This window comes from Streptomyces sp. NBC_01351, from assembly GCF_036237315.1.
In the GTDB taxonomy this organism is placed as follows: domain Bacteria; phylum Actinomycetota; class Actinomycetes; order Streptomycetales; family Streptomycetaceae; genus Streptomyces.
This window is the reverse complement of record NZ_CP108356.1, coordinates 7,074,558-7,087,184: the sequence shown is the minus strand read 5'-3', so window position 1 is coordinate 7,087,184 and position 12,627 is coordinate 7,074,558. Positions and strand designations below refer to the sequence as shown.

Sequence of the window (12,627 nt, the reverse complement as noted above, 5' to 3'; positions counted from 1 at the left end):
AACCCGTCCCCGGGGCGCTCAGGGCGCGTACGTCTCACCGCCGAGCGTGAGGGTGGCGCTGCCCGCCGTGCTGTCGGCGAGCCAGGCCTCGAAGCCGGGCAGGTCCGCCTCGGGCAGGGCGACCTCGATCTCCACGGCGGCCCCGTAGCGCAGGTCCACGACGGTGCGGCCGGTGGAGCGCAGGTCGTTCTGGGTCTTTCCGGCCCGCTGGTGGTCGACGGTGACGGTGGCCAGCCGGTAGCGCCGCCGGGTGACGGTGCCGATCGCGTCGAGCGCTTCACCGACGACTCCGCCGTACGCCCTGATCAGACCCCCCGCACCGAGCTTGACCCCGCCGTAGTAGCGGGTGACCACGGCGACGGCGTACCGGACGTCCCGCCGCGTGAGCATCTGCAGCATCGGCACCCCGGCGGTGCCGCCGGGCTCGCCGTCGTCACTGGCCTTCTGCACGCCGGCGTCGGCGCCGATCACGTAGGCGAAGCAGTTGTGCGTGGCGGTGGGGTGCTCCTTGCGGATCCGCGCGACGAAGTCCTGTGCCTCCTGCTCGGTCGCGGCGGGCGCGAGCGAACACAGGAACCGCGAGCGGTTGATCTCCGACTCGTGCACGCCCTCGCGGGCCACCGTCACGTACTGGTCTGCCTTCACCTCCCCAGCCTACGGGGAATCCGACATGCGTCTTTTCCGTTGAGAAGTCGGAGCAGGGCAACGTCCAGAGCAGCAGGAGGCGGCACACGTGTACGGCGATCCGGCAACCATCCGCAAGATCCTCACCGAACTCGGCGACACCTGGGCCGTGGTGGGCCTGTCCAACAACCAGGACCGGGCGGCCTACGGGGTGGCGCGGATACTCAAGCAGTTCGGCAAGCGCGTGATCCCCGTGCACCCGAAGGCCGAGACGGTGCACGGGGAGCCCGGGTACGCCTCGCTGGAGGCGATCCCGTTCAAGGTGGACGTGGTGGACGTCTTCGTGAACAGCACCCTGGCCGGGGCGGTCGCCGATGCCGCGGTCGCCGCCGGTGCCGAGGCCGTCTGGTTCCAGCTGAACGTGGTCGACGAGGCGGCCTTCGCCCGCACCCGTGATGCGGGGCTGGACATGGTCATGGACCGCTGCCCGGCGATCGAGATCCCCGCACTCTGACCGGGCGTCGGCCGCCGGATTCATTCAACCCGTTCAACGCGCCCCAGGTATCGAACCCACCCAAAAGGTACGAATACTTGAGACCGCACCTCCCCGTCGGGGTCAGTCGCATCCACCGACCCGCCCCGACGAGGGAGTTCCGTGATGAGTCGTGCCCGCACCCCCGATCCGCTCGCCGAACCGCTCGCCGAACCGCTCGCCGAGCGGATCGCCGTACTGGACCTCGACGGCACGCTCGCGGACGGGTCGATGGCCACTCCCTTCCTGGAAGCCTTGATCAGCCGGGGCGTCTGCGACCCGGCGGCCGGCCGTTCCGCCCTCGCCTCGATATCGGGCTACCACGGCCGCGACGGCACGACGGCCCACGCCCCGGCCGCGGCCGAGACGTACGCGCACCTCGGCCGGGCCCTGGCAGGGGCGTCCCGCGCGGACGTGGAGCGCGCGACCGCCGAGGCCTGGCCCGCCGCCCGGGAGCGGATCTTCCCCTTCGCCGCCGAGCTGGTCGGACTGCTGCACGACGCCGGGCTGCGCACCGTACTGATCTCGGGGAGCCCTTACGAGATCGTCCGGCTCGCGGCGGCCGAACTGGGGATCGGCGCGGCGCACGGCATGCGGGCCGAGCTCCGCCACGGGCGCTACACCGGGGCGCTGGAGACCGCCCCGGCCCTGCCCGGCGGCAAGCGCGCCGCCCTGCGCGAGGCGACCAGGAGGCGGCCGGTCGACCGGCGGGCCTCCTTCGCCATGGGCAACTCGCCTTCCGACGCGGAGGCGTTCGAGCAGGTCGGGGTGGCCGTGGCCTTCGAACCGGACCCCGTACTGCACGGCTGGGCCCTGGACCGGGGCTGGATCACCGCCGACCGGCAGGACGCGCTCGCCCTCTGCCACGACCTGATCGCCACGCACCCGCTGCTGGGCGAGGGGCTCCGGGCGGCCGGTCAGCTATGAGCGCCGCCGTCCGAACCGGCCACGTGGGCGTGCGCCGGGGCGGGCAGCGGCGGCGACACGGGCGGGACCGACACCGCGAGGGTCATCTCCATCGGCACGGCGCCGTCGTTCCGGTAGGCGTGCGGGAGGTTCGCCTCGAAGGTCGCCGCGGCCCCGGCCGGCACACGGAACTCCTCCTCGCCGACGACCAGGGTCAGGTCCCCCGCGGTGACGTGGAGCATCTCGATGGTCCCGGAGGGGTGCGCCGCCGATTCCGTCCCCTCGCCCGGCACCAGGTGCCAGGTCCACAGCTCCATCGGTCCGCGCTCGTCGGTGCCGATGAGCATCGTCGTCGAACTGCCCGCCCCGCTCGACCAGATCCGCACGGTCTGGTCGGGCTGCACGATCCGCACCTGCGGGCCCCGGTCGTAGTCGAGGAGCGTGGAGATGCTGACGCCCAGCGCGTCGGCCAGCTTCACCGTGGTGCCGACGCTCGGGTTCGTACGGGCCTGCTCGATCTGGATGATCATTCCTCGGCTCACTCCCGCACGGGCCGCCAGGGAGTCCAGGGTGAACCCCCGCTCGCCTCGCCAGCGCTTGAGGTTCCGGGCGAGTGCCTGCGTGAGCTGTTCGAGATCCGACACATTCCGTCCAATATTTTGGATGACGCAGTCCAGCAGAATGAACTACCGTACAGAGTGCCCGATGCTGCACCCCACCGTTCATCACACTGTACTGCGAGGCCCTCCATGACCGCCCTCTTCGCCTTGGCCACAGCCGTGCTGTGGGGTCTGGCCGACTTCGGCGGCGGTCTGCTGACCCGCCGGATACCGGCGCTCACGGTGGTCGTGGTCTCGCAGGTCGTCGCCGTCGCCGTGCTCGGCGCCGTGGTCCTCGGTACGGGCGCCTGGCGGGAGGCCGGCCCACAGCTGTGGTTCGCGGTCGGCGCGGGGCTCGTCGGGCCGGTGGCCATGCTCAGCTTCTACAAGGCCCTGGCCCTCGGCCCCATGGGCGTGGTCTCCCCGCTCGGCTCCCTCGGGGTGGTCGTGCCCGTCACCGCGGGGCTGCTGCTGGGCGAGCGGCCCGGCCTCGGCCAGTTCGCGGGGATCGCGGTGGCCGTCGTCGGCATCGTCCTCGCGGGCGGCCCGGAGCTGCGCGGCGCCCCCGTCCAGCGGCAGACCGTTGTCCTGACCCTGGTCGCGGCCTTCGGGTTCGGCGCGGTGATGGCCCTGATCGCGCAGGCCTCCACCACCCTCACCGGGCTGTTCCTCGCGCTGTTCGTGCAGCGGGTCACCAATGTCGCCGTCGGCGGCGCCGCGCTCTGGGTCCAGACCCGGCGCGGCACCCCGGCCCTCCCGGCCGGCACCGGCCCGCGGATCCTGTGGGGCATGCTGCCCGCGCTCGCCTTCGTCGGCCTCGCCGACGTCGCGGCGAACGGCACGTACTCGATCGCCGCCCAGAACGGCCCGGTGACGCTCGCGGCCGTACTGTCCTCGCTCTACCCGGTGATCACCGCGCTCGCCGCCTTCGCGGTGCTCAAGGAACGGCTGCGCACCGTACAGGCGGCGGGCGCCGGCCTCGCCCTCGCCGGAACGGTCCTCCTCGCGGCGGGGTGACCGCCGCTACGACTGCTCCGCCTCCGCCAGCCGGGCGAGCCCGCGCAGCTGTTCCGGGGTCATCCCGTCCGGGATCGGCACCGGCGCCGGCGTGCGCAGCGGCGGCTGCCAGCCGGTTTCGGGCTGCCACCGTCGTACGATGCGCGCCGGCGCCCCCGCCACCACGGCGTGGTCCGGCACCTCGCCCCGTACGACGGCCCCCGCGGCCACGACGACGTTGCGGCCGAGCCGGGCGCCCGGCAGGACCACCGCGCCCGTGCCGAGCCAGCAGCCCGGGCCGATCTCCACCGGGGCGCTGCGCGGCCACTGCTTGCCGACGGGCTCGTGCGGATCGTCGTAGCTGTGGTTCGTGGACGTGATGTAGACCCCGGGACCGCAGAACGTGTTGGACCCGATGGTGATCCGGGCGTCGGCGATGACGTGGCTGGCCCGGCCGATGACGACCCCGTCGCCGAGCACTAGCATCGGCTCCGCGCCCAGGTCGAGGTCCGGCATCATCCCTGCGGTGAGGGTGACCTGCTCGCCGATGATGCAGTGCTCGCCGAGGCGGATCCAGCGCTCGCCGAAGACCGTGCCCTGCGGGAAGGCCAGCCGGGTGCCGTGCCCGATCGCTCCGAACCGCAGGCGCCCCGGGGTCTGCGCGGTGACCGCGCCGGCCTGCTGCATCCAGCGCCAGCCGGCGTGGACCGCGCGGTTCGCCAGCCCGCGGCGCAGGGCCGTCAGCGATGAGAACGTGTTCTGGTTCTTCGGCACTCGGCCACGGTAGTGCGCCCGGCGGCGGTCGTCCGGGCCACCATCCTGTGATCTTCACCCCATCGCGGGCACCGGGACCGGCGTGCCCTACGGTGCTGTGAGCGCGGCAGCGGCATCCGGAGAGACGAAGGAAGAGAACATGACGTACCAGGCGGCCCAGGCACTCGTGGCGGGCGTCGGCGGCAAGAACCCCGACATCGACGCGACGGCCTTCACCGCGCCCACCTCGGTCGTGGTCGGCGACGTCACCCTCGCCGCCGGCGCGAGCATCTGGTACTCGGCGGTGCTGCGCGCCGACTGCGGCCCGATCGTCCTCGGTGCCGACAGCAACGTGCAGGACAACTGCACGCTCCACGTGGACCCGGGCTTCCCGGTCTCGATCGGCGAGCGCGTGTCCATCGGCCACAACGCGGTCGTGCACGGCTGCACGGTAGAGGACGACTGCCTGATCGGCATGGGCGCGACCGTCCTGAACGGCGCGGTGATCGGCGCGGGTTCCCTGGTGGCCGCGCAGGCGCTGGTCCCGCAGGGCATGGTGGTCCCGCCCGGCTCACTGGTCGCGGGCGTGCCCGCCAAGGTGCGCCGCGAGCTCACCGAGGAGGAGCGCGAGCACATCCGGATCAACGCCGCGATGTACGTGGAGCTGGCCAAGCAGCACCGCGCCTCGGTGACCCCGGAGGCGTAGTCCCGCTAGCGGGATTCCCGCGCCGCCAGCAGCAGGGCCCTGACGGCCCTGTAGTCATGGCTGCGCGGCCCAGGGCCCGGCCAGCCACGGGAAGACGTCTCCTCGCGGGCGGTGCGCAGTTGCCCCGCCCGCCCTTCCCTGAAGGTCCGCTCGGTGACGGCGGCGCCGCGCGCGAGCAGCCGCTCCACCGTGAGCGGGAAGCCCCAGTGGGCGGCCCAGTCGAGCGCGGTGCAGTCCTTCATCCGCTCCTCGATGTCGGCGCCCCGGTCCAGCAGCAGGTCCACGAGCTCCGGGTTCCCGCTGTCCAGGGACGTGGCCGCCAGGACCAGCGGTACGTAGCGAAACCCTCCGCCGGCACCGCCCGGCGAGGTGCCGGCGTCGAGCAGGGCCCGGGCGACTTCCGTGTGTCCGTTCATCGCCGCGAGGGCCATCGGCGTCGTCTCGTGGTACGGGCCGGCGTCGAGCCGGGGATCGGCACCCGCCGCGAGGAGCAGCCGGACGGCCTCCGCGTGCCCGGCGCACACGGCGAGGTCCAGTGCCCTGCGGCCCCCGACCACCCAGCCGTCGGCCTCGGCCCCCTCGGCGAGCAGGCGCCGCACCAGCTCGGTGTCACCGGCCGCCGCCGCCCTGCCGAGCCCGTTCGCCAGGGTGAGGTAGCGGTCCTTCCGACCCTCGTCCGACCAGTCCCCCTCGGGTCGGCGCCGCGTCACTCGCCGACCGGAACCCGCTCCGCGACCTGCGCGGGAACCGCGACCTCGGGTGCCGCGGCGGTCGCGGCCTTCTTCATCCGGTTGCGCACCACCAGCGTCATCGCGATCCCGCACACCACGGCGAGCGCGAGCGCCGCCCAGGAGAACCGCTTCAGCCACGGCTCGGCGACGACGCCGACCGAGTAGATGACGGCCGTGGTGCCGCCGGCCCAGAGGATGCCGCCGAAGACGTTGGCGATCAGGAACTTCCAGTACGGCATGTGCAGCACGCCCGCCAGCGGCCCGGCGAAGATCCGCAGCAGGGCCACGAACCGGCCGAAGAAGACGGCCCACATGCCCCACTTCTCGAAGGAGCGTTCCGCCATGGCCACCTGGTCCGGCCCGAAGTGCTTGGGGAAGCGCCGGCCCAGTTTCTCCAGCATCGGCTTGCCCCCGCGGCGTCCGATCGCGTAACCGATCGAGTCGCCGACGATGGCCCCGGTGATCGCGCAGATCGCCAGCACCACGGGGTCGATCTCCCCGTGCTGGGAGGCCAGCAGCGCCGAACTGACCAGGACGATCTCGCCGGGCAGCGGGATGCCGAGGCTCTCGAGTCCGATGACCAGACCCACCAGGAGGTAGATGCTCACCGCCGGAATCGTCTCCAGCCATTCCTGGATGTCCACCGGTACGTCCTCCCGAGTCGTCGCCGGCGCGCCCCCTGTGACACGCCGAAGGCGCAGCCTATCGGCTCCTCACCACCGCCTTCGCCCGCAGTGGCAGTTCACGGGAGGACCGGCCCGCGAACACCTCCCGACGGCCGGAGCCCAGCACCCAGGTCCGCCGCTCCGGATCCCATGACGACAGCGCCCGGGCGTCCACGTCCACGGTGACCCGCTGCGCCGTGCCCGGGGCGAGGGTGAGCCGCCGGTAGCCGGCCAGCGCGCGCACCGGCTGGTCGAGCTTCAGATCCGGGGACGGGCCCACGTACACCTGGGCCACCTCGGTGCCCTTGCGGCGGCCAGTGTTGCGGACGGTGAACTCCACGCGCAGCCCGCCGCCTTCGGGGCGGACCGTCAGCTTCTCGTACTGCCAGGTCGTGTACGAGAGCCCGTGCCCGAAGGGGAAGAGCGGAGCCACCCGCTGCGCGTCGTACCAGCGGTGGCCGACGTGGACGCCCTCGGTGTACTCCTGCCGGCCGCCCAGCCCCGGGTAGCGCACCGGGTCCCCGCCGACCGGGGTGGCGTGCTCGTCTGCCGGGAAGGTCTGGGTGAGGCGGCCGCCCGGGTCCACGTCCCCGAAGAGGACGTCGGCGGTGGCGCCGGCGCCCTCCTGGCCCGGGTAGTACATCTGGAGGACCGCCCCGGTGCGGGCCAGCCACGGCATGGTCGTACCGGACGAGGTGTTGAGCACGACGGCCGTGCGCGGGTTCGCGGCGGCGACGGCTTCGATCAGCCCGGCCTGCCCGCCCGGGAGGGCCAGGGAGGTGCGGTCGCTGCCCTCGGTGGCGTCCTCGTAGGCGAAGAGGACCACGCTGTGCGCCGCCTTCGCGGTCCGCACCGCCTCGGCGACATCGGCGGCCCGGGTCGCCTTCGTGGTGTGCCGGAGGCGGAACCGCTGCCCCTTGGCCCCGCCCCGAGCGGTCACGGAGAGCCGGTGGGTGCCCGCCTTGAGGGTGAGGGTGCGGCGGCGGACGCTCATCCCGTCGGGTGCGGAACCGAGCAGTCCGCCCGCGTAGCGCTCGGCCACCCCCTGCCGTACCGGGAACAGCTCCTCCCCGTCGAGGCGTACGCCCGGCCGTTGCCCGGTGTAGTGGACGAGCAGGGTCCACTCGTCGTCCTCGGCGAGCCGGAACTCGCCCTCGTGGCTCCAGCTCCGGCCGGCCTCCACGCTCCGGTCGTCCAGGTCGGCGGCCGGGGTGAGCAGCTTCGCCGGGAGCGGGCGGCCGTACAGGTCCTCGCCGAGGGCGTAGCGGACGGTGGAGCCGTTGCCCGCGCGCTGCCTGATGGCGGTGAGCGGGGCGGCCGCCCCGTCGGGGACCACGTGCGCGCTGCCGCCACCGCCGACGAAGGGGACCTGGCCGGTGGGTCCGATCACCGCGAGGGAGCGGGCGGCGGCGCCGGTCAGCGGCAGGGTGCCGTGTTCGTTGCGCAGCAGCACCGCGCCGGCGGTCGCCACCTTGCGGGCGAGCCGGGCTCCTGCGGCGGCGTTGCGCGGGGGGCGTGCGGCGGGCCGGGCGGCGAGCAGCCCGAAGCGGTCCATGGTGGTCAGGATCCGGTGCACGGCGAGGTCGACGAAGGCCTCCGGCACGGTGCCGCCCCGCACGGCCTGGCGCAGCGGGCCGCCGAAGTGGGTTCCGCCGGGCATCTCCATGTCGAGCCCGGCGCCGATCGCGGCGACGGTGCTGTGGGTGGCGTCCCGGTCGGACATCACCCAGCCGTCGAACCCCCAGGTGCCGCGCAGCAGTTCGTCGAGCAGCGGCTTGTTCTCGCAGGCGTGGACCCCGTTGACCTTGTTGTAGGCGCCCATCACGGCGCCCGCGCCGGCGGCGACGGCGGCCTCGAAGCCGCGCAGCTCGGTTTCGTGGAGGGTCCGGTCGTCGGCGACCACGTCGACGGTGTGGCGGCCGCGCTCCTGGTTGTTGAGGGCGAAGTGCTTGACGGTGGCGATGAGCCCCTCGTCCTGGATCCCGCGGACCATCTCGCCGACCAGGTCGGCGGTGAGCCGGGGGTCCTCGGCGAAGGTCTCGAAGTTCCGGCCCGCGTACGGGGTGCGGATGAGGTTGGCCATGGGCGACAGCAGTACGTCCTGACCGAGCGCCCGGCCCTCGCGGCCGAGGACCCTGCCGTACTCGCGGGCGAGCACGGGGTCGAAGGCGGAGGCCAGCATGACGGGGGCGGGCAGCGCGGTGGCGGGCCGGTCGACCCGTACGCCGGCGGGTCCGTCGGCGAGGCGCAGTGCGGGGATGCCCAGGCGCGGGACGCCGGGCACGTAGCCGGCCTGGCCGAGGGAGGCGGGGTCTCGGGCGCCGTGCAGCAGGGCGGTCTTCTCGTCGAGGGTGAGCCGCTCCAGCAGGGCGTCGATCCTGGCGGCGCCGGCGGATTCCGCGGCCCCCGCCGCGGCCGGGGCGGGGGCGGACGAGGCCTTGCGGGGCACCGCGCCCGGGGGTACGGAAGCCACGCAGCCGCCCGCCCCGAGGACCGCGCCGGCCGCACCCGCCGTGCCGAGCAGCCGCATCGCCGTACGTCTGGACACGGCCTCGCTCATGGGCGCTCCCTGCGGCTGGGGGCACCCCCAGACGGAGTCTGGGGGAGGGTCGGCGGGAGCGGCCCGCGCCGGGCCGCTCCCCCGCCCACTGTGCGCCGGGCACCGGCGGGTCCCGCCGAGACGCGCCACCGCGCCCGCCGAGGTTCAGCCCTGCGGCGGCGGGGGCAGGCTCTCGTGCTTCCGCTCGGGCTCGTCCCGCTGCTGCACCCGGGCCTCGGTGCGGTGCCCGCGCGCGATGTAGTCCCGTACGACGGCCTCCACGGCGTCCTGCGGCGACCCGACCCCGGCGAGGACCATCACCTCCACCACGAGCTCTGCGTCGAGGCTGATGTCGACCTTGGCCACGGGTACTCCCTCCATCGTCGTGCGAGGGACTCTAGCGGCAGCGGGTGTACTGCGCCTTGGCGTTCGGACGCTCGCCCGACACCACGCCTCGCGACACGTTTCGCCGCGCCGGCCTCACCCGCCGAGGGCCCACCACAACGGGGTGCAGGAGGCCGCGGCGCACGGGCGCTACCCGGTTCGGGTCACTTCCCCTGGTCGTTCGGCCGCAGCGTCCAGACGACCGTCATCTCGCCCGTCACGGCCTCGTCCTCGCGCTGGATGGCGATGGTCACCGGGAACTCGGGGCGGCCGCCCGCGTCGAGTTCGGCGATGACCTCCGCGGCCGGGCGGCCCAGGGTGGCGGTGGCGGTCACGACGCCCTTGGCGAGCTTCTTGTAGCCGATCTCGGCCTTCACGGCGAGGGGGACGGCGCGCGAGAGCTGGGCACCGAAGGCTGCCAGGACGATGGCGCCGCTCGCCGACTCGGCCAGGGTGAACATGGCGCCGGCGTGCGGGCCGCCGACGTGGTTGTGGTACTCGGGCTGGTCCGGGAGGCGGACGACCGCGCGCTCGGGGGTGGTCTCCAGGAACTGGAGGTTCAGGGTCCGGGCCATCGGCACCGTCGCGGCGAGCAGTTCGCCCACGTTCATCTGATCTGCGCTCATGAAGAGCGATGTTACCCACGAGTAAGCAGGATTGGCCAGACCCTGGCAGGGGGCGGCCGTGGCCCATGCGGCCCTCTCCCACTATCGTTACCGGCCATGTGGCCAGGACAGCAGCAGCCGCCCGGGGGCGAGCAGAACCCCCAGGGCGCGCAACAGAACCCGTACCAGCAGCAGCCGGGGCAGCCGAACCCGTACCAGCAGCAGCCCGGTTACGGATACCCGCAGCAGCCCGGGTACCAGCAGCCCCCGACCGTTCCCGGCCAGCAGTGGGGCCCGCCCCAGCAGCCCGCACAGCCCCAGGGCGGCGGCGGGAGCCCCTACCAGACCAAGACGGTGGCCATCGTCTCGGCGGCCGCGGTCATCGTGGCGGCCGCGGCGACCGGTGCGTACGTCTTCACCCGGGACGACAACAAGACCAACCAGGCCGACGACAAGCCCGCCGCCTCCGTTTCGGCGCCCGCCACCACCGAGCCCGCCCCGGCTGGCAGCAGCCCGAACCCGCGCGCCGGCGGCGAGGTCAAGCCGGTTGTCCCGGGCTGGAAGGTCGTGGTCAACCCGAAGTACGGCACGGCCTTCGACGTCCCGCCGGAGTGGAACGTGCTGGGCGCCGGCATGTCCATCGGGTTTGAGGACAAGATCAAGAACGACGGCTCCCCGTTCGTGATGATGAGCGCACCCGCCGTTCTCAAGGAGAACTGGTGCAAGGTCGACGCCGACAAGGACGGCGACGAGGAGACCTACGACCTGGCCGGCACCGGCACCAAGGGCGGTCAGGGCGCGAAGGACACGGCCGAGGCCGTGCGCAACGCGGCCGGCTCCTGGGTCCTGGGAGCCTACGCACAGAAGGCGCCCAAGGAGTCCGTCAAGGTCTCCGAGGCGAAGGAGTACACCACCTCCTCCGGGCTGAAGGGCCACATGGCGACCGCCACGGCCTCCAATCTGGCGAAGGACCACAAGTGCTCCTCCGACGGCAAGTCCATCGCCTTCAGCTTCAAGACCACCAACGGTGACTTCTCCTCCTGGATCCTCCACAGCGCCGCGGGCGTCCCGGACGAGGTCAAGCAGGAGACGATGGACAAGGTCCTCAGCACGGTCCGCCTGACCACGAGCTGACCCTCTCCGCCCCCGCACCGGGCAGACAATCCGTTTGGATTCTCGGCCCGGTGCGGTGATAGTCCCGTAGTGAGCTCTCCCCGCACCGCCTCCTCCCGCACGCCCGCAGGCCGCCGCCGACCCGAATGGGCAGGCCGCAACTACACGCTCCTCACGAGCGCGGCGGTGATCACCAACCTCGGGAGCCACGGAGCGCTCATCGCGGCCGCCTTCGCGGTCCAGGACGCCGGCGGGAGCGCCGGCGACCTCGGCCTCGTCGCCGCGGCCCGTACGCTGCCGCTCGTCCTCTTCCTGCTCATCGGCGGCGCGATAGCCGACCGGGTGCCGCGCCACCACGTGATGGTCGCGGCCAACACCCTGAACTGCCTCTCCCAGGGCGCCTTCGCCCTCCTCGTCCTCACCGGGGACCCCCAGCTCTGGCAGATGATGCTGCTGACCGCCCTGTGCGGCACCGGCACGGCCTTCTTCAACCCGGCGGCCGAGGGCATGCTGCTGGCCACCGTCTCAGGCGAGCATTCCAACCGTGCCTTCGCCCTGTTCCGCATGGCGATGAACGGCGCCGGCATCGGTGGCGCGGCCCTCGGCGGGGCGATGATCGCCGTCCTGGGCCCGGGCTGGGTCCTGGCCGTGGACGCGGCCGCCTTCGCGATCGCGGGCGCGCTGCGCGCCTTCCTCGACGTCGCCCCCACCGCCGACCGGTCCCGCAGCGGCGGCCTGCTCACCGATCTGCGCGAGGGCTGGGTGGAGGTCCGTACCCGCCCCTGGCTGTGGAGCATCGTGCTCCAGTTCTCCGTGGTCGTGGCCGTCGTCGGCGCCGCCGACGCGGTCTACGGGCCCCTGGTCGCCCGGGACCAGCTCGGCGGTCCGGCACCCTGGGGCCTGGCGCTGGCCTTCTTCGGGGTGGGGACCATCGCGGGGGCGGTCCTGATGATGGTGTGGAAGCCGCGCAGACTGCTGCTGATCGGCACCCTGTGCGTGTTCCCGTTGGCGCTGCCTTCGGCCGGGCTCGCCGTGCCGCTGCCTGTGTGGGGGCTGTGCGTGATGATGTTCATCAGCGGCGCGGGCATCGAGGTGTTCGGCGTGAACTGGATGACGAGCCTTCACCAGGAGATACCGGAGGAGAAGTTCTCCCGGGTCTCGGCCTACGACTGGTTCGGCTCGGTGTCGCTGCTCCCGCTGGCCACCGCCCTGGCGGGCCCGGCCGAATCGGCCTTCGGCCGCAGCGAGGCCCTGTGGGGCTGCGCGGTCCTGGTGGTCCTGGCCACCGCGCTGGTCCTCCTGATCCCGGACGTCCGGAACCTGACCCGGCGGGAGCACGAGAAGTCGGGCCCGCACCCGGCTTCCGGTACCGCCGCCCCGGACCCGGCGCCTCCGGCGTCGGCCACGTCCACCCCCGCCGGCGTGTGAGCCGCGGGGTCCGGGGCGGAGCCCCGGGACGCGGCGCGGCAGGCGG

At 73.3% G+C, this 12,627-nt stretch carries 14 protein-coding genes; 6 read left to right on the top strand and 8 right to left on the bottom strand.

Annotation, left to right across the window (positions count from 1 at the left end; all coding sequences use genetic code 11):
• Window positions 1-18: 18 nt before the first annotated feature.
• Entirely contained in the window at window positions 19-645 is a 627-nt protein-coding gene (locus OG625_RS32765) for a YigZ family protein (RefSeq protein WP_329388198.1), read from the bottom strand.
• An 88-nt stretch (window positions 646-733) separates the two neighbouring features.
• On the opposite strand from OG625_RS32765, the gene OG625_RS32760 reads away from it, so the two are divergent.
• Together OG625_RS32760 and OG625_RS32755 are read left to right on the top strand one after the other, a co-directional pair.
• Window positions 734-1,138 carry a CoA-binding protein gene (locus OG625_RS32760; RefSeq protein WP_329388196.1) on the top strand — a complete coding sequence of 135 codons (405 nt, stop codon included), beginning with the start codon at window positions 734-736 and terminating at the stop codon, window positions 1,136-1,138.
• A gap of 144 nt (window positions 1,139-1,282) precedes the next feature.
• A complete protein-coding gene (locus tag OG625_RS32755; RefSeq protein WP_329388194.1) occupies window positions 1,283-2,083 on the top strand; it encodes an HAD family hydrolase in 801 nt (266 codons plus the stop codon).
• Here OG625_RS32755 and OG625_RS32750 read toward each other — a convergent pair.
• Window positions 2,074-2,706, bottom strand: coding sequence for a helix-turn-helix domain-containing protein (locus OG625_RS32750; RefSeq protein ID WP_329388192.1), 633 nt, complete (start codon window positions 2,704-2,706; stop codon window positions 2,074-2,076). The genes OG625_RS32755 and OG625_RS32750 overlap by 10 nt on opposite strands.
• A gap of 105 nt (window positions 2,707-2,811) precedes the next feature.
• On the opposite strand from OG625_RS32750, the gene OG625_RS32745 reads away from it, so the two are divergent.
• On the top strand, window positions 2,812-3,678 hold the full coding sequence (locus tag OG625_RS32745; RefSeq protein ID WP_329388190.1) for a DMT family transporter: 867 nt from the start codon (window positions 2,812-2,814) through the stop codon (window positions 3,676-3,678).
• Between the two features lie 6 nt (window positions 3,679-3,684).
• On the opposite strand, the gene OG625_RS32740 is transcribed toward OG625_RS32745, so the two are convergent.
• Window positions 3,685-4,431, bottom strand: coding sequence for an acyltransferase (locus OG625_RS32740; RefSeq protein ID WP_329388188.1), 747 nt, complete (start codon window positions 4,429-4,431; stop codon window positions 3,685-3,687).
• Window positions 4,432-4,570: 139 nt separating this feature from the next.
• Between OG625_RS32740 and OG625_RS32735 the strand changes: the two genes are divergently transcribed.
• Entirely contained in the window at window positions 4,571-5,116 is a 546-nt protein-coding gene (locus OG625_RS32735; RefSeq protein ID WP_329388186.1) for a gamma carbonic anhydrase family protein, read from the top strand.
• 5 nt (window positions 5,117-5,121) lie between these two features.
• Here the strand turns inward: OG625_RS32735 and OG625_RS32730 are convergent, their stop codons facing one another.
• The 5 genes from OG625_RS32730 to OG625_RS32710 form a co-directional block, all read right to left on the bottom strand.
• Window positions 5,122-5,826, bottom strand: a complete 705-nt coding sequence (locus OG625_RS32730; RefSeq protein WP_329388184.1) for an ankyrin repeat domain-containing protein — start codon at window positions 5,824-5,826, stop codon at window positions 5,122-5,124.
• The gene (locus tag OG625_RS32725; RefSeq protein WP_329388182.1) at window positions 5,823-6,491 is read right to left on the bottom strand and encodes a DedA family protein; all 669 of its coding nucleotides are present in this window, start codon (window positions 6,489-6,491) and stop codon (window positions 5,823-5,825) included. The genes OG625_RS32730 and OG625_RS32725 overlap by 4 nt, the downstream gene beginning before the upstream one ends.
• A 58-nt stretch (window positions 6,492-6,549) precedes the next feature.
• Entirely contained in the window at window positions 6,550-9,072 is a 2,523-nt protein-coding gene (locus OG625_RS32720; RefSeq protein ID WP_329388180.1) for a beta-glucosidase family protein, read from the bottom strand.
• Between the two features lie 144 nt (window positions 9,073-9,216).
• Window positions 9,217-9,417: a DUF2191 domain-containing protein gene (locus OG625_RS32715; protein WP_329391168.1), complete on the bottom strand. Its 201-nt coding sequence runs from the start codon at window positions 9,415-9,417 to the stop codon at window positions 9,217-9,219.
• A 182-nt stretch (window positions 9,418-9,599) separates the two neighbouring features.
• A complete protein-coding gene (locus OG625_RS32710) occupies window positions 9,600-10,061 on the bottom strand; it encodes a DUF4442 domain-containing protein (protein ID WP_329388178.1) in 462 nt (153 codons plus the stop codon).
• Between the two features lie 96 nt (window positions 10,062-10,157).
• Between OG625_RS32710 and OG625_RS32705 the strand changes: the two genes are divergently transcribed.
• Window positions 10,158-11,174 carry a hypothetical protein gene (locus OG625_RS32705; protein ID WP_329388175.1) on the top strand — a complete coding sequence of 339 codons (1,017 nt, stop codon included), beginning with the start codon at window positions 10,158-10,160 and terminating at the stop codon, window positions 11,172-11,174.
• A 69-nt stretch (window positions 11,175-11,243) separates the two neighbouring features.
• Window positions 11,244-12,581 (top strand): MFS transporter, encoded by a 1,338-nt coding sequence (locus tag OG625_RS32700; RefSeq protein ID WP_329388173.1) that lies wholly within the window; start codon window positions 11,244-11,246, stop codon window positions 12,579-12,581.
• The last annotated feature ends 46 nt before the right edge of the window (window positions 12,582-12,627 follow it).

Bases quoted from the DNA above. Each gene is read 5' to 3' on its own strand.
- OG625_RS32755 (WP_329388194.1), top strand. From the start codon at position 1,283: ATGAGTCGTGCCCGCACCCCCGATCCGCTCGCCGAACCGCTCGCCGAA.
- OG625_RS32745 (WP_329388190.1), top strand. From the start codon at position 2,812: ATGACCGCCCTCTTCGCCTTGGCCACAGCCGTGCTGTGGGGTCTGGCC.
- OG625_RS32735 (WP_329388186.1), top strand. From the start codon at position 4,571: ATGACGTACCAGGCGGCCCAGGCACTCGTGGCGGGCGTCGGCGGCAAG.
- OG625_RS32720 (WP_329388180.1), bottom strand. From the start codon at position 9,072: ATGAGCGAGGCCGTGTCCAGACGTACGGCGATGCGGCTGCTCGGCACG.
- OG625_RS32710 (WP_329388178.1), bottom strand. From the start codon at position 10,061: ATGAGCGCAGATCAGATGAACGTGGGCGAACTGCTCGCCGCGACGGTG.
- OG625_RS32705 (WP_329388175.1), top strand. From the start codon at position 10,158: ATGTGGCCAGGACAGCAGCAGCCGCCCGGGGGCGAGCAGAACCCCCAG.